This window comes from Caballeronia sp. SL1002 (assembly GCF_057814995.1).
This window is the reverse complement of sequence record NZ_JBYMUW010000004.1, coordinates 38,153-60,422: the sequence shown is the minus strand read 5'-3', so window position 1 is coordinate 60,422 and position 22,270 is coordinate 38,153. Positions and strand designations below refer to the sequence as shown.

Sequence of the window (22,270 nt, the reverse complement as noted above, 5' to 3'; positions counted from 1 at the left end):
CGCGAAAATTATGCCGTCACCAGACACAGGAGGCGACGATTCAATGTTCGGCAATCTTCTTAACGCACTGTTCGGCACGCGCGCGCCGTCCGATCTCGCCCGTTCGACTCAGTCGTACTGGGAGTCGTGGCTCGCGCCCATCGGCGACGGAGCGGCCGCCGGCTTGGACCCAGGCTACGACGACGATTTCCTGGCGATCAAAGAAGAGGTCGCCAAGCTGTCCGACGTGAACGACAGCCTGATTGTCGACACGGCCGAGCGGCTGCTGAAACACACGGCGAAGGACGCGCGCGTCGCGGTCTACTACATATATGGACGCATGCGCCGCGACGGCGCGGAAGGCGTGGCGGCGGGATTTGAATTGCTGTCGGCATTGATCGACCGTTTTGGTGAGACCTTGTTGCCCGCGCGTGTCGAAACGCGCAAGGTCGCGCTCGAATGGCTTGCTGGCAGCACGTTTGCTGATCGGCTCGACCGTGTGCAAGGGTTATCGGAGGGCTTGCTGGAACGCACGCTGTCGGCGCTCGCGTTGATCAGCAAGCGCACTGCGCTTTGGCCGGAAGCCGCGCGGCCCGAGCTCGATCCGCTGTTTCGCCGTTTCGAAGGACGTGTCGAAGTGCCGCAAGCGTCGGAGCGCGCGCCGCCCGAATCCGCTGCGAGCGCCGCACTTTCCGGATCGGCGTTGCCGCCCGCAACCGAAGTGTCTTCCGCGCGCGAACTGCTAGAGCGCGCGCGTCAGATGGCGCAGTTTCTGCGTTCGGAACCGCAAGGTTATCTGGCGGCATATCGATTGATGCGATGCGTTCGCTGGGACACGCTGACCGAAGTTCCGCCCTGCGACGCAGGCGGGAAGACGCGGCTCGTGCCGCCGCGCGCTGAATTGCGCGCGCAGTTGAAGCGGCTCGTGTTGCAAAAACATTGGCCCGAATTGCTGGATCGCGTCGAAGCGGCCTTCGCTGAGGGCGCGAACCACTTTTGGCTCGACTTGCAGCACTACGCGTTCACCGCGCAGGAGCAGGCGGGCGGCGAGTACGCGCGTGTGCGCGATCTCGTTGCAACCGACTGTGCGCTGATGCTCGAACGGCTGTCCGGTCTGGAACACCTCGGATTCTCCGACGGTTCGCCGTTCGCGGACGACGCCACGCTTGACTGGATCGCCCGATATGCGACGGTGCGCGATATCGAGCGGGGCGAGACGGTTGCGCCGGTCGCGGCGATATCGGCGAACACGGACTGGGCGGAAACCGAGGCGCAGGCAGCGGAGCTTGCCTCGCAGCAAGGGCTCGACGCGGCCTTCACATGGATCCAGCGCCTGCCTGTGCAGGATGGTGAGCGAGAACGCTTCGTGCGGCAACTGGTGATGGCGCGCGTGGCCGAGCGTGCGGATCGTCCGGATATGGCGTTGTATCTGCTTTCGACGCTCGACGCCGACGCCCGGCGGTTCAAGCTCGCGCTCTGGGAGCCGTCGCTGGCGTTCGATGCGAAGCAGCATTTGTCGCGGCTTTTGAAGGTGCGCATGAATCGCAAGGACGCCGATAAACCCGCGCTCGCCCAGCGTATCGAGGCTTTGGCGGGCGAACTGACTACGATCGATCCGGCGCGCGCCGTGATGTTCGTTTAAGGATGGAGTCACGCTGTCTGAGCGAGGCTCGTAAAACGCTTGCTGATATATACGTTGAGCGTGCAGAGATTGAATTTCGTTTGGCTACTTGTTCGGCACGAAGCCTTGACGACTTCGAATCTGCAGAAAAATGCGGGAGATCAAAAGGCCGTCGAATAACCGAATACATGCGTGCGGAAAGTATCTTATCTTGGCTCGTCGCTTAATTTTTGTCCCACACGCTAACTAACGAGGCACGTGCCATGTACTGCATTCAATGCGAACAAACGATGCAAGCCGCGAGCGGCAAGGGCTGCTCCTTTTCGCGAGGCGTATGCGGGAAGACTGCCGAGACGGCCGATCAACAAGACTTGCTGATCGCGGTGCTGCAAGGCGTGTCGGCATGGGCCGTGCGCGCGCGGGCGCTAGACATCGTCGATCCCGCCATCGACGCCTTCGTCCCGCGCGCCTTCTTCGCGACGCTGACCAATGTCAATTTCGATACCCCGCGCATCGTCGGGTATGCGCGCGAGGCGGTGCGTCTGCGTGAAGATATGGCGCGACGCTGCCGCGCGATCGATCCCGCGGCGAGCGTTGCCTTGCCTCAAGCCGCGATCGAACTCGCCGATACGACCGACGAACTGGAATTTCAGGCTGCGGAGTGGGCGCTCAACCGCCATCTCGCAGACGACGGCGAAGACTTGCACGGTCTGCGGCTGCTTGGCCTTTACGGACTCAAGGGCGCTGCCGCCTACATGGAGCACGCGCATGTGCTCGGTCAGCGTGACGAGGCGATCGCCGCCGAGTTCCACGAAAAAATGGTCTGGTTCGCCGGCAGGCAGAGCGACGCGGAAGCGTTGCTCGAACAGACGATGGAAGTGGGCCGGCTCAATTATCGCGTGATGGCAATGCTCGATCGCGGTGAAACTGCGCTGTTCGGAAATCCTGTGCCGAGTGAGGTCAATATCGGTCCGGTCGAGGGAAAGGCCATTCTGATTTCCGGGCATGATCTCAAGGATCTTAAGGCGCTGCTCGAACAAACCGAAGGCACGGGAATCAACGTCTATACCCATGGCGAAATGTTGCCAGCGCACGGTTATCCAGGGCTGAAGCGTCACGCGCATCTGGCGGGCAACTATGGCGGCGCCTGGCATGAGCAGCAACGCGATTTCGCGGCGTTTCCGGGGCCGATCGTGATGACGTCCAACTGCATCGTCGATCCCGCCTTGGGCGACTATGCCGGCCGCATCTATACGCGCAATATCGTCGGTTGGCCGGGCGTGACGCATATCGCCGATGAAGATTTTGCCGAAGTGATCGCACATGCCCTGACGATGCCTGGTTTCACTGAGACCGTAAAGCCGCAGCACATCACGGTGGGCTTCGGCCGCGAAACGTTGCTGGGCGCGGCGGACACCGTGATCGACCTGGTTGCGTCGAAGCAATTGCGCCGTGTGTTTCTGATCGGCGGATGCGATGGCGGGCGGAAGGATCGCGGCTATTACACGGAATTCGCGCAGAAGGTGCCGGACGATTGCGCGGTGCTGACGCTCGGCTGCGGGAAGTTCCGCTTCAACAAACATGATTTCGCGTCGATCGGGCCGTTGCCGCGCTTGATCGACGTGGGGCAATGCAACGATTCCTATTCGGCGATCCAACTGGCACTCGCGCTTGCGGGGAAGCTGGGCTGCGGCGTCAACGATCTGCCGTTGACGCTTGTGGTGTCGTGGTTCGAGCAGAAAGCCATTGTGGTGCTTCTGACGCTGCTCGCGCTCGGCGTGCGAAATGTCTACACCGGTCCGACGGCACCGGCCTTTCTCAGCGGAAACCTGCTGGCTATCCTCGAATCGCGTTTCGGACTGCGTCAGATCGGCGGCGTCGATACCGATCTGGCAACGATGCTCGCGGCGGCTTAAGCGAGTTCCGGCGGGTGGGCGCTTAGCGTTCTCAACGCGTAATGCGTAACCCGCGCGCCGGTCATCCATGAGAAAGAAATTTCCACTCCATCCGGCGCATCCCGAGCGCGTTTGCTGGGGATGCGGCAGCTACTGTCCGGCGGACTCGATGAATTGCGGGAACGGATCGAGCCGCACGCAGCATCCCCTCGAATTGCTCGGCGACGACTGGCTCGATTTCGGGGATTGGGACATCGCGCCGCCCGAAACACCCGCAGCGTCCGCTGAACTCACGTCCAAGACCCAGGCCTAGCCTCGGTCTTACCCACGACCAAAAAGCCACGTCAACGGCATTGTTGAGAATGATTCGCGTTTACGGTACGGTTAGCGTCTACTCAAAACCGACGGAGCCGTGAAATGGCGGAGATGCAGGCCGGGCTGTCCAACGCCCGAATGTCGTGGTCGATACTCAGTGCTGACGCTTCCCGCCGGAACGCGCGTCCTAGAAATCACGAACACGGTTCGCTGCTTGATTTCGCTGTCGCGCATCGGCCGCTTCTGGTTCGGATGGCGCGGGGGATCGTCGGTTGCGGGAGCCGGGCGGAAGACGTGGTTCACGACGTGTTCCTCCAGTTGATCGACTTTTCGGATGCGGAAACGGTGCGGCAGCCGCTCGCCTATGTTTCGCGAATGATCCGCAATGCGTCCATCGACGCGTGCCGCCGCCAAACGCTCGAGAACACGTATCGCGCGGACGCCGACGATGGCCTCGACGTGCCGTCGCCCGAGCGCACGCCCGAGGCGGCGGTGCAGGCGCGCGACACGCTGCGCCATGTCGCCGATGCGCTCGCGCAACTCCCCGCGCGCAGCCGCACGGCGTTCGAAATGGTGCGCCTCGGCGACGAAACGCTGCAAACCACGGCGCGCGCGCTCAACGTCTCGCAAACGCTCGTGCATTTCATGGTGCGCGATGCGGAACGCCATTGCGTCGATTGCCTCGATGCGCGAGATCGCGGGGTCGCGTGTCCCGCGTATTTCAACGGCCGCGCGCGTCGACGGTAAAAAAGCGCGCGCGCCAAGCGTCTAGTCAATACAGACGGCGTTTGCAATTGCATCCCGCCAAACCCTTTTCGACCGAGCCATCAGCCATGAACCCATCCGACACTTCCGACGACGTCGTCTACACGGTCGTCATCAACGACGAAGAACAGTACTCGATCTGGCCGACATTCCGCGCCGTGCCGGCCGGCTGGCGCGAAGCGGGCGTGAGCGGCCCGAAAGCCGAATGTCTCGCGCATATCGAAGCCGTGTGGACCGACATGCGTCCCGCGAGCCTGCGCCGGCACATGGACGCCGCCGCGTCGTAATTCCACGTTTCGGCGCGCTCCAACGCGTCGCCGGACCGTGTCATTTCCGCACGAGGACTTCGAATGACCCAGCTTTCCATCGCGCGCCCGACGCTCGCCGATCTGCGCATCGAACCGGGATTGCCGACCGTCGTCTCGCCGAGAGCGGACGCGGATTTATCGCTGGCGGACGCCGCCGCGCTGCTTCAGACCATCGTTGGCGATACGCTCGAACGCTCGGGCGGCGTGCTCTTCACTGGTTTTCGCGTGCCGTCGATCGAGGCGTTCCAGCATTTCGCCGCTTCGTTCGGGCATCCGTTGATCGGCTATGAATTCGCGTCGACGCCGCGCAGCCAGGTGGAAGGCGCGGTGTACACCTCGACCGAATATCCGCCGCATCGCTCGATTCCGCTGCACAACGAGCAGTCGTACACGCGCGAATGGCCGCTGCGGATCTGGTTCCACTGCGCGCTCGCGGCCCGCTCGGGCGGCGCGACGCCGATTGCCGACAGCCGCGCGATTTATCGCGCGCTCGATCCGACGCTGGTGGCGCGCTTCGAAAAGCGCGAATTGCTTTATGTGCGCAACTTCGGCCAAGGTCTGGATCTGCCGTGGGAACAGGCGTTCGGCTCGGCAGACCCGCGCGAGGTCGAGCGCATTTGCGCGGCGCGCGGGATTGCGTGCGAATGGCGCGAAGGCGAGGACGGCGAACGGCTGCTGCGCACGCAGGAGCGCTGTCAGGCGGTCGCGCGCCATCCGCGCACCGGCGAGCGCGCGTGGTTCAACCAGGCAAATCTCTTTCACCTCTCGGCGCTCGACGAAGACATGCAGGACGCGCTCGTCGATGCCGTCGGGCTGGAAAACGTGCCGCGCAACGTGTTCTACGGCGACGGCGAGCCGCTCGAAACCGAGGCGCTCGCGGAGATTCGCGGTGTGCTCGACCAGCAGCGCGTCGTGTTTCCGTGGCTCACCGGCGACGTGCTGATGCTCGACAATATGCTCACCGCCCACGCGCGCGATCCGTTCGACGGTCCGCGCAAGGTGGTGGTCGCGATGGCGCAAAGCTACAGCGAGGCGAGAGACGGCGAGCGGATGGCGCAGCAATGACGACCACGACGGGCGTGGCGCTCGCCGCCCGCGCGCTGACGGTGGGCTATCGCGATCACATCGTGCTCGACCAGCTCGATCTGACGATTGCGGCGGGCCGCGTGACCGCGCTGTGCGGGCCGAACGGCTGCGGCAAGAGCACGCTTTTGCGCACGCTCGCGGGGTTGCAGCCGGCGTTATCGGGTCATGTCGAAGTGAACGGCGCGCCGCTCGGTTCGTTCCGCCGGCGTGCGCTCGCGCGAACGCTCACGATGCTCGCACAGTTCAACCAGATACCGGCGGGACTGACCGTGCGCGAACTGGTCGCGTATGGACGTTACGCGTATGGCGGCTGGCTGCGCGGGCTGTCGCGCGAGGATCACGCGGCCATCGACGAAGCGCTCGCCGCGAGCGGGCTCGGAGCAGACGCCGCGCGCGATGTCGCCGCGCTCTCGGGCGGCGAGCGTCAACGCGCGTGGATCGCGATGGCGCTGGCGCAACAGGCGCCGATCGTGCTGCTCGACGAACCGACCACCTACCTCGATATTCATCATCAACTCGATATCCTGCGCGAACTGCGGCGTCTGAATCGCGAGCGCGGCCTGACGATCGTGTGGGTGTTGCACGACCTCAACCAGGCCGCCGCCTATAGCGACGACATCGTGCTGATGCGCGCGGGCCGGATCGTGGCGCACGGTGCGCCCGACGCGATGCTCGATCCGCGTCATCTGCACGACACGTTCGGCGTGCCGATGCTCAGGATCGCGCATCCGCAGACCGGCGCGCCGATGTGCGTTCCCGCCTATGAAGGCGACACCGCGCCGGACGCGCTTTCGGCCAGACGCGCGGGAAAGGATCTCGTCGCATGACCACGCTTGCCGCGCGCAAACGCAGACAGGGCAATACGCGCCGTAATCGGCCCGCCGCGGTCGTGGCGAACCGGACGGGCGCGCTGGGCGCGGGTTTCGTCGCGTTGATCGTCGCGATTGCGCTGCTGCGCGTCGCGCCCGATCTGCGCGCGTGGCTCGCGGCGCCCGCCGGTAGCGACGCCGCGCAACTCGCGCATATTTACCTCTTCGATCTCAACCTGCCGCGTATCGTGGCGGCGCTCGTCGCGGGCGGCTGTCTCGCGGTTGCCGGAACGCTGTTTCAGGCGTTGACGCGCAATCCGCTGGCGTCGCCGGATTTGCTCGGCATTACGGGCGGCGCGCAACTCGGCCTCGTCGCCGCGATGATCCTGCCGGAGATTTTCGGCGCGGCCTCCGTGCCGCTGCTGTTCGTCTGCGGTCTTGCGGCGGCGGCCTGTGTCGCGGCGGCGGCGGGCGGCTGGCGGGCGACGCCGCTGCGGCTCGTGCTGGCCGGCAGCGTCTCTATGCTGCTCTTTTCCGCGATCACCACGCTGTTGCTGGCGTTCTTCGAGCAGACCGTCGTCGGCGCGTCGTTATGGGCAAGCGGCAGCCTGTATCAGCCGGGCGCGGCGGGGCTCATGACCGCGCTCGCGTGGCTCGTCGTGCCGCTTGCCGCGCTGCCGTTCGTGCTTCGTCCGCTCAACCCGCTGGCGCTCGGCGACGATGCCGCCGCCGCCGCGGGCGTCCCCGTCGATACGACGCGCCTCGCCGCGATGACAGTCGCCGTCGGCTTTGCGAGCGTCGCGGTGAGCATCGCCGGGCCGTTGTCGTATGTCGGGCTGATCGCGCCGAATCTGCTGCGGCAGGTGCGCGGCGCGAAGGCGTCGAAGCTTGGCGCGCTGGTGCCGCTGTCGGCGCTCGCGGGCGGCGCGCTCGTGTTGCTGACCGACAGCGCCGTGCAATGGCTCGATCTCGACGCGACTTTATCGACGGGCGTCGCGATTGCCTTCGTCGGCACGCCGCTGATGCTCGCGATGATCCGCAGCGGCGCGGCGTGGTCAGGCGTGCTGCACGCGGGCCAGGAGCGCGCCGCCGCGCGCAGTGGCACGCGGCTCGTGCGCGCGCTGGCCGCGCAGCCGTGGCCCGTCATCGCCGCGATCCTGCTTTTGGCGGGCGCGCTCGTGGGAATCGCCGGGGCGTCGGCCGGTCCGGTGTGGCTCGGCGCCAGTCGCTGGATCGCCGCGCTGAACGGTCACGACGACGTCGCGCGGATGCTGCTCGACCTGCGCGCGCCGCGTCTTGTGTGCGCGCTTTTGGCGGGCGCGCTGCTGGCAGCGAGCGGCGTGCTGATGCAGAGCATTGTGCGCAATCCGCTCGCCGGGCCGGAAGTGCTCGGCGTGACGCAAGGCGCGGGGCTGACGACGCTCGTCGTGCTGATGATCTGGCCGCTCGCCGGTCATTCGGCGCTCGCGGGCGCGGCGCTGGTCGGCGGTGGCGTGACGCTCGCACTGACGCTGCTGCTCAACCGGCGACATCAATATGCGCCGCTGGCCGTGGCGTTGACGGGCATCGTGATCGGTACGTTGTGGACGACGCTCTCGCAGTGGCTCATCACGCAGCAGAGCGTGCAGCCGGCGCGGTTTGTCGTGTGGCTGGTGGGCGGCACGTACGGGCGAAGCTGGGGCGAAGTGGCGACGATCCTGCCGTGGTGCGCAGTGGCATTGCCCGTATTCGCACTGCTCGCGCGGCCGCTCGATCTGCTCGCCCTCGGCGACGATCAGGCGAACGCGCTCGGCTTGCCGATCGCCGTGCTGCGTCCGCTCGTGCTGACCGTCGCGACGCTTGCTGCGTGCGCGGCGGTGGCGGCGGTCGGCCCGGTCGGGTTTATCGGGCTGATGGCGCCGCATCTCGCCGCGATGCTCGGCGCGCGGACCCACGGCACGCGTCTCTGGCTCGCGGCCGCGCTCGGGGCTTTGGTGCTCGTGGCGGCGGATATCGCGGCGCGTACGTTGCTCGCGCCGCGCGAGATTCCGGCGGGTGTGCTGACCGCGCTGATCGGCGCGCCGTATCTGCTGGCGCTGCTGGTGATCGAAGCGCGGCGGGACAGGCGGAGCGGACGATGACCGCGCCGCCGCGCGCGCAGTGTTTCGCGGATTTCGCGCCCGAGCCGTTTGCGCCTTATCTCGCGAATGTGTGGCTCGGCGTTCCAGAGGGCACGCCCGACGACAGGGTGATTCCGCTCGCGGCGCTCACCGGCGAGCGTGAGGCATTGCTCCGCGCGATGGTCCGTCATTACGGCGGCGATGCCGAACTGCATGCGCGCGCGCTGCTGTCGCAATGGAGTAAATACTATTTCGGGCTGGCCGCGCCGGCGGGTGTCGTCGCGGCGCGGCTGCTGCGCCGTCCGCTCGATATGTCGCCGGCGCGCACGCAACTCGTGCTGCGCGACGGCATGCCGGCCGCGCTTTACTTTGCCGCCGATGCCCTCCAGCCTCCCGCCAATACCGCCGCGATCCGCTACGCCGGACTCATCGCGCATCTGGACGCGGTGATCGGCATGCTCGGCGCAATGACGCGGATCGCGCCGCGCGTGCTGTGGAGCAACGTCGGCAATTTGCTGGACTATCTGCTCGAACAATGCGCGCTGCTGCCCAGCCACGAGGACACGAACACCGACGCCGCGTGGCTTTTCGGCCCGACCGACGCCGCAGGCGAACCCAATCCGTTGCGAATGCCGATCCGCGACACGACCCCGCGCTCGGCGCTCCTGCCCAACCCGTTCCGCGCGCGCCGCGTGTGTTGCGTGCGCTATGAAATTCCCGGAGAGACGCAACTGTGCGCAAGCTGCCCACTACTATTGACGATGCGCGACGAGGAGCTCGCGCTGCAGGACGCCATCCGCTGAAACGCGCCCTGTGCGTGCTGTGTGCGCTGACTTCGGCGGTATGCGCGAGCGGCGCGGCGCAGGCGGCGACGCCCGTCTGCGGGCCGCTCGGCGCGAATCCGACTGTCTCCCAGTTCAGCCGGGCGATGCCTTCGCATCCGAAGCGCGTCGTCGTGCTCGAATTCATGTTTGCCGAAGATCTGGCCGCGCTCGACATGACGCCGGTCGGTCTCGTCGATCCGGCGTACTACGCGGGCTGGATCGGCTATGACAGCGAGCGGCTCGCGCATGTGCCTGAAGTCGGCACGCGGCAGGAGCCGAGCCTGGAAGCGATTGCCGCGACACGGCCGGATCTGATTATCGGCGTGGGTTATCGGCATGCGCCGATCTTCGACGCGCTCGATCGTATTGCACCGACCGTGCTGTTTCGGTTCAGCCCCGATGTCGGTGAGGGGCGCGGCGACCAGACGCAACTGGACTGGACGCGCACGGTTTTCCGCACGATCGGATGTCTCACCGGACGTAGCGATGCGACCCAAGCGGTGGAAGCGAAACTCGACGCCGGTCTCGCACGCGACGCCCAGCGGCTCGCGCAAGCGGGCCGCACCGGCCAGCAATTCGCGTTGTTGCAGGAACTCGGACTGCCCGACCGATATTGGGCGTATACCGGCAACAGCACGGCGGCGGGCGTCGCGCGGGTACTCGGCGTTAAGTTGTGGCCGAGCGAGCCGACGCGGGAAGGGACGACCTATGTGACTTCGTCGGATTTGCTCAAGAAGCGCGATCTTTCGGTGCTGTTCGTGACGGCCTCGGGCGCGGACGTTCCCGTCGCTTCGAGACTCGATTCGCCCGTGTGGCGCTTCGTCCCGGCGCTGCGCGCGTCGCGCGTGTCGCTGGTCGAGCCGAATATCTGGGGCTTTGGCGGGCCGATGTCGGCGCTGCGTCTCGCCGACATGATCACCGACAAACTCCTGGCGCTGCCGCCCGCGCCGGAAAACTAGCGCGGGCGGAAGGCTTTACCCCTGCGTGCCGTTCGGCGTCTGCATCGCTTTCGTGGCCACCGTCAGCGGCGCGCCGGCACCATGCGTCTCGCTCACGATACTGCCGTTGTCGAGTTTGAGCACGCGGTCGGCGAGCGGGAAGTAGCGGTCGTCGTGCGTGATGACCACCACTGTTTTGCCGCGCGCGCGCAGTTCCGGGAGAAGCTGCTCGTAGAAGACTGCTTTGAACGCGGGGTCCTGATCGGCGGCCCACTCGTCGAAGAGATAAAACGGCCGGTCCTCCAGATACGCGATCACGAGCGCGAGCCGCTTACGCTGCCCGGTCGATAACGCACGCGTCGAGAACGCTCCGTCCACCACCTGAACCTTGTGATCGAGCGCGAGCTTTGCGATCAACGCGTTCGCCCGCGCATCGGCGTGACCGCGCGCCGGGTCGTTCGGATCGACGATACCGAGCAGGCCGTCGAACAGATAAAAATCGTTGAACACCGCCGTAAAGCGCTCGCGATACGCCACGCGCCCGGCTGCATCGACCGGCTTTCCGTCCACTTCGATCACGCCGTCTTCCGGTTCGTAAAGACCCGTCAGCACCTTCGCCAGCGTGGTCTTGCCGCTGCCGTTCCCGCCCACGATAAACACCATCTCGCCCGGCCTGAACGTCAGGTTGACCGGCCCGACGCGGAACATGCGTTCGTCGCGTTCATGAAAATACGAATGCGTGACGCCTGCAAGCGTGAGCGTGCCGAACGGCGCGTGCGAGGCGCTCGCGGCGGGCGGCGGCGCGCTCGCCATGCCGCCGAATTCGGCCATCACCTTTTCGATCCGGTCGAGCGACACGCGCGCGGCGTTGACGGTCGGCAAGTTGTTCAGCAGACCGTCGAGCGGCACGAGCATGAACAGGAACACGATCACGTAGCCCGCGGCGGCGGGTGCATCGGCGCGCACGCCGAGCGTCGGCCAGAACGCCGCCGCGCCGAGGAACACGTAGAACAAGAAGATGATCCAGCCGACCCCGACCGCATACGCACTGAACGCGCGGCGTCGATGGTCGCGCACTTCGCCGATCGCGGAACCCAACTGACCGTCGACGAACTGGCGGGCGCGCGCCTGATGCAGCTTCAGTTCCTTGGCCCCGGCGAACAGTGCGCCGAGATAGCCGAACAGTTTGTCCTGCGACTGGCCGGCGGCTTCGAGCGAGGCGATCGCGCGCTTGTCGCCGGTGTGATAGCCGAACGAGCCGATCACGATGGCGGCGAGTGCGAGCAGGCACACCGGCCACGACAGCCACGCCAGATAGCCGAGGCATCCGAACACGATCGAGCCGTGCATCACGATGTTGGGCAGCGCGAAGAACAGCATCGAGACGTTGGTGGCGTCGTCGGTCAGCACCGACTGCACGGGCGCGGCGCCGATGCGCTCGACATCGAGCAGCTCGGCCGTGGCGACGCGGCGCGCGACGTGTTCGCGCAACTGCGCCATCGTGTCCTGCGAGAGGCGGGCGAACAGCACGCCCGACAGCACACGTGTCGCCAGCGCGATCACCGCGCAGAGCGCGAAGCGCCATGCAAGCGCGCTATCGGCCGACGACGGCTGCGAGAGCGCGCGGTTGAGCGTGGCCACGAGCATCACGCTCGCGATGCCATTCAACACGCACGCGGCGAGCGCCAGCGCGAACGCGCCGCGTGAACGCCTGAGCAGCGCGAGGATCAGGCGCGCGGCCGGTTTGGCGGGCGCGGCGGGATCGTTTGAAGACGGGGCGTCGAAACGCTCGTTGGCAGCGGTCATCGGCAGGAGGTCACGGGTAGGGAGAGAAAAAACGCGGCGCGGGATGCACCTCTTGTCTCTTAGACGGATGGCCGGGCGGAATATTTACCGCGCGATTCGCGCGGCGACACGCCGAATGAAGGAATGCAAAAGAACGGTAAATATTCGCGAGCACGGTTCGTCATCCCAATGAAGCTGCAACTCCTGCGGCCCGCGAAACGGCCACGGCGGCCCGAATCGAAGGATCACACGCTTATGACGAGTTTCCCCACTGCGCTGCATCTGCGCATCCGCGCACTGGCGCTCCACGCACCCGACGCGCCCGCGCTGGCGTTCTCTCACCATGCCGACACACACATGTCGCGCGGTGAACTCGATGCCCGCGCGTCGCATCTTGCCGCGCGGCTGCGGGCGTCGGGCGTGACGACGGAAGTGCGGGTCGGCGTGTGTGTCGAGCGATCGTGCGGGCTGTTCGTCGCATTGCTGGCCGTGCTGAAGGCGGGCGGCGTGTTCCTGCCGCTGGACCCGCGTCATCCGGCCGAGCGGCTCGACTGGATCGCGAAGGACGCGGCGCTTTCGCACGGTATCGTCGATGCGTCCGCCGACGATGCGATGCGCGCTCGCTTCACGCAATGCTTCGAGGTCTCGCGCGATGCCGTGCCGGCGAGCTCGCCAGAGCTGGACGATCGGCCCGTGCATCCGCGCGCGGCGGCCTACATGATCTACACGTCCGGTTCGACCGGCACGCCGAAAGCCGTGGTGGTCGAGCATGGTCCACTTGCCGCACATTGCGATGCGCTCGCCGCCGCGCTGCCGGTTGGGCCGGATGATCGGCTGCTGCATTTTGCGTCGGTGAATTTCGATGCCGCGCACGAATGCTGGCTCGCGCCGCTAGCGATGGGCGCGGATATCGTGATCTCCGGCCCGCCGCCGTTCGCGCCCGAAGCCGCACATGCGTTGATCGTGCGCGAAGGCGTGACGGTCGCGGCGTTCCCGCCCGCGTATCTGCGCGAGTTCGCGGATGTAGCCAAGCGCGCGGGCGTTCCGCCATCGTTGCGCGTGCTCGCGTTCGGTGGCGAAGCGCTGTCGCAACGCGCGTTCGAGTCGATCCGCCGTGTGTTTCCGGCGGTGCGTCTCGTGAACGGATACGGTCCGACCGAAGCGGTGATATCGCCGTTGCTGTGGCCGGTCGCGCCCGGCACGACGCCGCAACTCGCAGGCGGCGACGCGTATGCGGCGCTACCGATCGGAAAGCCGATCGGGCCGCGTGTCGCGCGTATCGACGGTGCGGCGGAGCCGGGCGACGCGGGCGAACTGCTGCTCGGCGGCATTTGCATCGCGCGCGGTTATCACGGACGCGCGGCGCTGACGGCGGAACGCTTCCAGCCGGACGCATCGGGCGAGCCGGGCGCTCGGATCTATCGCACCGGCGACCTTGCGCGAGAACGCGCGGACGGTGCTTACGATTACCTTGGGCGGATCGACGATCAAGTGCAGATTCGCGGCGTGCGCGTCGAGCCGGGAGAGATCGCGGCGTGTCTGCGCGCGCATCCGGCCATCCGCGATGCAGCCGTTCTCGCCGATACCGCCGATGGCCGCACGCAACTGACCGCTTGCATCGTGGCGCTGGACGCGTCGCTTGACAATGCCCTGCTGAAAACCTATCTCGCCGCGCGTTTGCCGGACGCTTGGCAGCCGCATCGTTACCGGCGTTTGAGCAGCTTGCCGTACACGTTGAATGGCAAGCTGGATCGCGACGCGCTGACGAAGTCTCTCGTCGCGGACGCTGCGCCCGCTGAGGATTACGTCGCGCCCGAAAGCGACACGGAGCGCTGGCTGGCCGAATGCTGGCAGCGGATTCTGAATGAACGCGCGCCGCTGGGCCGCACCGATCGCTTCTTCGAACGCGGCGGCGACTCGCTCGCGGCGATGCAGCTTCAAGCTGCGATTCGTCGCGAATGGTGCGTGAACCTGCGTCTCGACACGTTATTCGACGACCCGACGCTCGCCGGGTTGTCCGCGCTGATCGAGTGCAGCGAGCGCGAAGACGCGACACTCGAAATCCGCACGGCGGCGCCGACTCGCGCCGCTTTTGTCGATCGTGCGGCTTCGTTCGCGCAGCAGCGCTTCTGGGTGCTGGCGCAGACGCAGGACGCGGGGTCGGCCTATCACATCGCCGGACATTGGAACATCAGCGGCACGGTTGATGCAGACGCGCTGCAACGCGCGCTCGATCGCGTGATCGAGCGGCACGAAGCGTGGCGCACGACGCTTGTCGAGAACGACGAGGGCGTCGTGGTGCAGCGCATTCACGCGGCGTTGCCGGTGCGGATCGAACGTGTGGATTTACGCGATCATGCAGGCGGCCAACACGCAGCCGACCTGGCCGAACGCCATGCAAGCGCTGCGTTCGATTTGTCGGCGGGACCGTTGTTGCGCGCAACGCTCGTCACGCTCGCCGACGACAGCCACCGACTCATGCTCACCGCGCATCACGCGATCACGGACGGCTGGAGTTCGCGCTGCGTGTTCGACGAACTGGCGACTGCGTACAGCGCGTTCGTGACGGGCCGGGCGCCGGCGCTCCCCGTCTTGCCGATCCAATACGCCGATTACGCGCAGTGGCAGCGCGAACTGATCGCGGGCGGCGAAGGCGTGCGTCAGCTTGGCTACTGGCGCGAGGCACTCCGCGACGCACCCGCGCCGCTCGAATTGCCCTACGACCGCGCGCGGCCCGCCAAGCGCGATCATCGCGGCGCACGCGTCTCGCAGCGGCTCGACGCGCAAACATCGGCCGATGTGCGCGAACTCGCACGGCGCGCGCATACGTCGCCGTTCGCGGTGCTGCTCACCGCGTTCGACGCGTGGCTTTATCGACTGACGGGGGCGACCGATCTGGTGATCGCGGTGCCGGTCGCGCATCGTCAGCGGCCCGAGACTGCGCCGCTCGTCGGGCTGTTTCTGAACACGCTCGCGTTGCGCGCTAAGGTCGATCCGTTGAAGCCGTTTGCGGCGCTCGTGGAGGCGGTGCGCAACGCGTCGCTCGCTGCGTTCACGCATCAGGACGTGCCGTTCGATCAGGTGCTGGACGCCGTGAGGCCGCCCGTGCGTCGCGGCGAGGAATGGCTGCGCGTGAAATTCGCGCAACAGTTCGATACGGCGATCAAAGCGGAATTGCCGGGGGCGTCGGCGGTCGCGACGCCTGGACCGGACCTCGCAGCGCGCTTCGATTTCGCGCTCGATTTCACCGACGACGCTAACGGCATTGAACTCGTGGCCGCTTATGCGCTCGACTGTTTCGATCCGGCGACGGCCGAAGCATGGCTCGCGAGTTTCGCGACGCTCGCGGCCGATGCGGTGCGCGATCCGCAGCAACCGCCCGCGTCGCTCGATTGCGCCGATTGCGCGGCGTATCGCGAGGCGCAACACGGCCGCGCGCTCGATTTCGCCGATCACGACGTGCTCGCGCTTTTCCTGCGGCATGTGAGCGCGACGCCGCATCGCGTGGCGCTCGCCGATGCATCGTCGCAACTGAGCTTCGCCGAACTCGACGACGCATCCAGCCGTGTCGCGTTCGCGTTGCAGCAGCGCGGCGTCGGGGCGGAACAAGCGGTCGTGGTGTGTATCGAACGGTCGGTGCGGTTCGTTGTGGCGCTGCTCGGCGCGCTCAAAACGGGCGCGTATGCCGTGCCGCTCGATCCCGCGATGCCGCGTGATCGGCTCGCCGCCGCAGCCGATGCATGCGGCGCGCGATGGACGTTGGCCGAGCGCGAAAGCGGACCGGACACGCTCGGGAAGACGCACGTGCTCGATATCGACACGCTCGCCGCCTCCGCCGCGCCGTTCGTCGCGCGCGTGAACCCTCTGCCCGAGCAAACCGCGTATCTGATCTTCACGTCGGGATCGACGGGTACGCCGAAAGGCGTCGCCGTCTCGCATCGCGCGTTGGCCGATTACGTGCAAGGCATGCTCGACGAACTCGCGTTCGCGCCCGATGTTTCGATGGCGATGGTCTCGACAGTCGCCGCCGATCTCGGGCACACCACGCTGTTCGGCGCGTTGTGTTCGGGGCGCACGCTGCATCTGCTGCCGGCGCAATGTGCCTTCGATCCCGACCGCTTCGCGCAGGAAATGCGCGCGCGCGAAGTGGGCGTGCTGAAGATCGTGCCGAGCCATCTGCATGCGCTGCTCGACGCGCAGCATCCCGCCGATGTCCTGCCTTCTCACGCGCTTGTGATGGGCGGCGAGATGCTGCCGTGGACGCTGGTCGAGCGGATCGCCGCGCTTAAAGCGGATTGCCGCGTCATCAATCACTATGGTCCGACCGAAGCGACCATCGGCGCGCTGACCTGCGATACGGCTAGTCTCGTGCACGACCAGCAGGGCGTCCCGCTTGGCCGCCCGTTACCGAACGCCTGCGCGCTCGTGCTCGACGCGGTTGGATCGAGCGTTCCGCCCGGTGCGACCGGCGAGCTTTATCTCGGCGGGCCAGGCGTCGCGCGCGGCTATCTCGGCCGCGCCGCCGCGACCGCCGAACGCTTCGTGCCGCATCCGTTCGCGCATGGCGAACGCGTTTATCGGACGGGCGACCGCGTGCGTTTGCGCGCCGATCGTCGGCTGGATTTTCTCGGCCGTCTCGACGATCAAGTGAAGATTCGCGGCTATCGCGTCGAACCGGGCGAAGTGAGCGCGGCGTTGCGCGCGATCGACGGCGTGGCTCAGGCCGAGACGCTTGCGATCGAGCATGAAGGGCGTCTGCGTCTCGCGTCGTTCGTGACGATGCGCGCCGATTGCGCCCGATTGACGGACAGCGCGTTGCGCGACGCGCTTGCCGCTGTGCTGCCCGACTACATGCTGCCTTCTGTGATCGCCGTGCTCGACGCGTTGCCGGTGACGTCGAACGGCAAGATCGACCGCGCCAGGTTGCGGGCGCTGGCCGCCGCGCCCGCGCCGGTCACTTCGACCAGCGATGCGCCGCGCGGCGAGATCGAGGAAGCGCTGGCAGCCGTTTGGGCGGAGGTGCTGAAAGCGCCGCGAGTGGGCCGCGAGGACAACTTCTTCGAACTCGGCGGCGATTCGATTCTCGTATTGCAGGTCATCGCGCGGTCGCGCAAGCGCGGCTTTCGCTTCACGCCGAAGCAGCTATTCGACGGTCCCACGGTCGCACAAATCGCGCGGGTGGCAACTGCGATAAGCGCCGCAGCCGTTGTTGTTCCTGTCGCGAAAAAAGAAGCCGAAGCCACGCTGACGCCCGCGCAAATGCGCTTCTTCGCGCTGGATATTCCGCAGCGCGGGCACTGGAATCAGTCGATCGAATTCGACACGCAGACGCCATTCGATCTCGATGCTTTCGCTCGCGCATTCGATGCGCTGCTCAAGCATCACGACATCTTCCGCCAGCGTTTCGAGCCGTCCGGCGTGCAGGACGCGTGGCGGATGATCGAGGCGGCGCAAGCATTCGACACGTTGCCGCTCGCGGCGGTGTCCGCACACGACGAAGCCGATGCGCTCGCGCAGTTCGACGCGCTCCAACGCACGCTCGATCTGACGCGCGGGCCGCTCGTCTGCGCGCTTGCCGCCGCGTTGCCGGACGGCCGCACGAAGCTGTATCTCGCGATTCATCATGTGATCGTGGATGGCGTGTCGTGGCGCGTGTTGATCGACGATCTCGATAGCGCTTATCGCGCCGCTTGCGAGCGCCGCAGCGTGCGGCTGAGTCGTGCGGGCGCTTCCTCGCAGGCGTGGGCCGCGCGCCTTGCGCTCGCTGCGCGCGAGCCGTTTTCGCCGTTCGCGCACGAAGTGCCGTACTGGAGCGCACTCGCCGCGCCTCATGACGACCTGCCGCTCGATCACCCCGCAGGCGCGGCAACGAATGCGGATGCCGCCGTGATCATGCAGACGCTCGGCGTGGAGGCGACCCGCGCGGCGCTTACCGATGCAAACGCGGCGTTCCGCACGCAGACGGTCGAACTGCTGATCGCGTCGCTGGCGCACGCGCTTGGCGAACAGACGCGTGGTTCCTCCTGCCGTGTAGAACTGGAAGGCCACGGCCGGGAGCCGCTATTCGACGATATCGACGCAAGCCGCACGCTCGGCTGGCTGACGAGTCATTATCCGGTCGCGCTGACGGTTGGTGCAGAACCGTCGCAGACGCTTGTCGCCGTGAAGGACGCGTTGCGCGCAGTGCCGAACAAGGGACTCGGCTTCGGCGTACTGCGCCACTACGGCGACGACGAGACGCGCGCTTCGCTTGCCGCCGTTCCGCGACCGCGCGTGACGTTCAACTACCTCGGTCAGTTCGATACCCTGCGCGATGCCGCATTGACGCCGCGTTTCGGCGGCGCGGGTTGCGAACGCGATCCTGCGGGTCCGCTAGGCAATGCGCTCGCGATTCATGCTTACGTCGATGCTGGCAGCGAGCGCACGCTCAAGTTGCACTGGGTTTATTCCACGCGGCAATTCGATCGCTCGACCGTCGAAGCGCTGGCGCGAGGTTTCGAAACGGCGCTGGCGGATTTGCTCGCGGCATGTGCGGAACGTGTCGCGCAGCGCGGCGGCGGCGCGACGCCCGGCGATTACCCGCTCGCGCGTGACGCAGGGCTGACGCAAGCGGCGCTCGATCGCTTGCCGCAGGACCTGCGCATGATCGACGATATTTATCCGTTGTCGCCGATGCAACAGGGCATCCTGTTTCACTCGCTGCTCGCGCCCGAACAGGCCACTTACGTGAACCAGCTCGTCGCGACGCTGGCTTCGCCGGATGTGCCCCGGCTATGCGCAGCCTTCGAAGCGGCGGTCCCGCGTCACGATATCCTGCGCACGAGTTTCACCGCCGACGAAGCCGCGCCGATGCAGATCGTGCATCGGCAGGCGCGCATGCCGGTTGAAGTACTCGACTGGCGCGAGCATGCCCCGGCCACGCTCGACGAATGGCTCGTCGCCGATCGCGCACGCGGCTTCGATCTAGGAACGCCGCCATTGATGCGTGTCACGCTGATCCGCACGACCGGCGACGAATGGCGGCTCGTCTGGACGCGGCATCATTTGCTGCTCGATGGCTGGAGCACCGCGCGCCTCTTCGCCGACGTGTTGCGCGACTACATCGAACCGCCACGTGCACAGCCGTTCGCCGTTCCGGCCAAGGCGCGTTATCGCGATTTCATCGCGTGGCTCGCGGCGCGCGATATCGACGTGGAGCACGAATTCTGGCGCGGACGTCTCGCGCATCTCGACGAACCGACACGCGTCGCGCAACGCGAGGCGGGTACACACGCCGAGCATCGAACCTGGCGCGCGTCGTTCGACCCCGACGCGATGACCCGCATCACCGAAACGGCGCGCCGCCTGCATGTCACGGTCAACACGCTCGTGCAGGGCGCCTGGGCGCTTGCGTTGCAACGCTTGACGCATCAGCCCACGGTCGCGTTCGGCGCGACCGTGGCGGGCCGTCCAGACGCGTTGCCGGATGTCGATACCGTGCTGGGACTTTTCATCAACACGGTGCCGGTTATTGCCTCGCCCGCGTCGCAGCGCGTGGCATCGGCATGGCTGCGCGAATTGCAAAGCGACAACGCCGCCGCTGCCGAATTCGCGCACACGCCGCTTCCGGATATCCAGCGGCTGGCGCGTCCGAGCGGCGGCGTGCTGTTCGACACGCTCGTCGTTTTCGAGAACTATCCCGTCGATGAAGCGTGGGCCGGACGCGATGAACGGGCGCTAAAAATGCGCGACCTTCGCAATATCGAGGCGACCGATTTCGCGGTCACGCTGGTGATCGAGGCGGGCGCGTCGATGACGATCGACTATGGCTACGACGCGGTGCGCGTCGACGAAGCGCGCGTCGCGGCTTTGCATCGTGCGTTCGCGGCGTGTCTCGATGCGTTTGTCGCGAATCCGGATGCACCGCTCGGCACGATTTCAATTTCAAACGCGGACGATCTTGCCTCCCTCGCGACATACAACGCCACCGCGCGAGACTGGACCGTCGAACAGCAATGGCCGCTGCATCGCCAGTTCGAGCGTGTTGCAAGAGCGACGCCGGATGCCATCGCGCTCGAATGCGCCGATGAAGACGGCAACCGCCGGCAGATGCATTACGGCGAACTCGACGCGCATGCCAACTGCGTGGCCGCCGCATTGCGCGCGTCGGGCGTGCGGCCGGATACGGCCGTGGCGCTGTGCGTTGAGCGCTCGTTCGACATGGTGGTCGCGCTGCTCGGCGTGTTGAAGGCAGGCGCCGCGTATCTGCCCATCGATCCGGATTATCCGGCCGATCGTATCGCGTATGTGCTGAACGACGCGAAGCCGGCGGTCGTGTTGACGCAGGAACATTTGCGCGGGCGGGTTGCATCCGCAGTGCAAGGCGAGCGCGTGCGCATCGTGACGGTTGACGAACTGATGCGCGGCGATGCAGCGTACGAACCGGCTGAGGTCGAGCGCGAACAACTCGCGTATCTGATCTACACGTCCGGTTCGACCGGCAAGCCGAAAGGCGCGGGCAACACGCACGGCGCGCTCGCGAACCGGATCGCGTGGATGCAGGACGCCTACGCGCTCACGCAAGACGACGTGGTGTTGCACAAGACGCCGTTCGGTTTCGATGTCTCCGTGTGGGAGTTCGTGTGGCCGCTCGCCATCGGCGCGAAGCTCGCGATTGCCGCGCCCGGCGATCATCGCGATCCTGCGCGGCTCGTCGCTGCGATCGAGGCTTTTCGCGTCACTACGCTGCATTTTGTACCGTCGATGCTCGCGGCCTTCGTCGCGCATCTCGGCGATTTCAACGCAGCGGCGCGCTGCGCGAGTATCGAGCGGATCGTGGCGAGCGGCGAAGCGCTCGCGCCGGAACTCGTCACGCGCGTGGCGCAATTGCTGCCTAACGCGCGCCTGTACAACCTGTACGGTCCGACCGAGGCCGCAATCGATGTGTCGCACTGGACCTGCACGCCGCGCGACGGCGAGGCCGCGGCGGTGCCGATCGGCCATCCGATCGCGAACCTGCAACTGCATGTGCTCGACAGCGCGCTGCATCCGGTGCCACAAGGCGCAATGGGCGAACTGTATCTCGGCGGCGCGGGACTCGCGCGCGGCTATCTCAGACGACCCGCGCTCACGGCCGAACGATTCGTGCCGGACCCGTTCGTGCCGGGCGCGCGGCTTTATCGAACGGGCGATCTCGCGCGCCGCCGCGCCGATGGTGCGCTCGATTATCTCGGCCGGGTCGATACGCAAGTGAAGCTGCGCGGCCAGCGTATCGAGCCGGGTGAGATAGAAGCGCTGCTGCGTGCAGCGCCGGGCGTGCATGACGCGGTGGTGGTCGTGCGTGACGAGCAATTGATTGGTTACGTGGCGCGCGGTGGCGACGCGACGCTCGATCCCGCCGCGCTGCTTTATACGTTACGCACGCAATTGCCCGCATACATGGTGCCCGCGCATCTGATCGAACTCGATGCGCTGCCGATCACGCCCAACGGCAAGTGCGACCGTAACGCGTTGCCTGCACCGGCGCGCGAGGCGCGTTCGGTGAATGCGCCGCACACCGCGACCGAACACGAACTCGCCATCATCTGGCAGCGGGTGCTTCGTATCGAAACCGAAAATGCATTGGGACGTGACGACGATTTCTTCGCGCTCGGTGGTCATTCGCTGCTCGCGACGCAAGCGAACGCTCAAGTGAATCTTCATTGGTCGCTGACGCTGCCGCTTCGCACGCTCTTCGACGAACGCACGCTGGAACGCGTGGCGGCGTGCATCGACCGCGCGTTGCTCGAACGCGAATCGAACGCCGGACAAGACGCCGCGAGCGCAATCGACGCGCTGCTCGGCGAACTGGAAGCGCAATAAGGACGC

Annotated in this window: 12 protein-coding genes; 11 read left to right on the top strand and 1 reads right to left on the bottom strand. The window is 66.4% G+C overall.

All coding sequences use genetic code 11. The features are described from left to right. The first annotated feature begins 43 nt into the window (after nucleotides 1-43). From tssA to AC3D25_RS21740, 10 genes are all read left to right on the top strand, one after another. On the top strand, nucleotides 44-1,621 hold the full coding sequence (gene tssA, locus AC3D25_RS21785) for a type VI secretion system protein TssA (protein WP_488890552.1): 1,578 nt from the start codon (nucleotides 44-46) through the stop codon (nucleotides 1,619-1,621). 242 nt (nucleotides 1,622-1,863) lie between these two features. Next, complete coding sequence (hcp, locus tag AC3D25_RS21780; protein ID WP_488890551.1) at nucleotides 1,864-3,516, top strand: hydroxylamine reductase; 1,653 nt, start codon at nucleotides 1,864-1,866, stop codon at nucleotides 3,514-3,516. A gap of 67 nt (nucleotides 3,517-3,583) precedes the next feature. Further along, on the top strand, nucleotides 3,584-3,808 hold the full coding sequence (locus tag AC3D25_RS21775; protein ID WP_488890550.1) for a DUF3079 domain-containing protein: 225 nt from the start codon (nucleotides 3,584-3,586) through the stop codon (nucleotides 3,806-3,808). 140 nt (nucleotides 3,809-3,948) lie between these two features. Next, nucleotides 3,949-4,557, top strand: a complete 609-nt coding sequence (locus AC3D25_RS21770) for an RNA polymerase factor sigma-70 (RefSeq protein ID WP_488891052.1) — start codon at nucleotides 3,949-3,951, stop codon at nucleotides 4,555-4,557. Between the two features lie 86 nt (nucleotides 4,558-4,643). Beyond that, nucleotides 4,644-4,862, top strand: coding sequence for an MbtH family protein (locus tag AC3D25_RS21765; protein WP_488890549.1), 219 nt, complete (start codon nucleotides 4,644-4,646; stop codon nucleotides 4,860-4,862). Nucleotides 4,863-4,925: 63 nt separating this feature from the next. Then, on the top strand, nucleotides 4,926-5,948 hold the full coding sequence (locus tag AC3D25_RS21760; protein WP_488890548.1) for a TauD/TfdA family dioxygenase: 1,023 nt from the start codon (nucleotides 4,926-4,928) through the stop codon (nucleotides 5,946-5,948). Further along, nucleotides 5,945-6,796 carry an ABC transporter ATP-binding protein gene (locus tag AC3D25_RS21755; RefSeq protein WP_488890547.1) on the top strand — a complete coding sequence of 284 codons (852 nt, stop codon included), beginning with the start codon at nucleotides 5,945-5,947 and terminating at the stop codon, nucleotides 6,794-6,796. The genes AC3D25_RS21760 and AC3D25_RS21755 overlap by 4 nt, the downstream gene beginning before the upstream one ends. Beyond that, entirely contained in the window at nucleotides 6,793-8,898 is a 2,106-nt protein-coding gene (gene fhuB / locus AC3D25_RS21750) for a Fe(3+)-hydroxamate ABC transporter permease FhuB (protein ID WP_488890546.1), read from the top strand. Before AC3D25_RS21755 ends, fhuB begins: the two co-directional genes overlap by 4 nt. After that, nucleotides 8,895-9,680 (top strand): siderophore-iron reductase FhuF, encoded by a 786-nt coding sequence (fhuF, locus tag AC3D25_RS21745; protein ID WP_488890545.1) that lies wholly within the window; start codon nucleotides 8,895-8,897, stop codon nucleotides 9,678-9,680. Before fhuB ends, fhuF begins: the two co-directional genes overlap by 4 nt. Beyond that, on the top strand, nucleotides 9,611-10,660 hold the full coding sequence (locus AC3D25_RS21740) for an ABC transporter substrate-binding protein (protein WP_488890544.1): 1,050 nt from the start codon (nucleotides 9,611-9,613) through the stop codon (nucleotides 10,658-10,660). Before fhuF ends, AC3D25_RS21740 begins: the two co-directional genes overlap by 70 nt. 15 nt (nucleotides 10,661-10,675) lie before the next feature. Here AC3D25_RS21740 and AC3D25_RS21735 read toward each other — a convergent pair whose 3' ends face one another. After that, nucleotides 10,676-12,445, bottom strand: a complete 1,770-nt coding sequence (locus AC3D25_RS21735) for a cyclic peptide export ABC transporter (protein WP_488890543.1) — start codon at nucleotides 12,443-12,445, stop codon at nucleotides 10,676-10,678. 234 nt (nucleotides 12,446-12,679) lie between these two features. Between AC3D25_RS21735 and AC3D25_RS21730 the strand changes: the two genes are divergently transcribed. After that, entirely contained in the window at nucleotides 12,680-22,264 is a 9,585-nt protein-coding gene (locus AC3D25_RS21730; protein WP_488890542.1) for an amino acid adenylation domain-containing protein, read from the top strand. Nucleotides 22,265-22,270 lie beyond the last annotated feature (6 nt).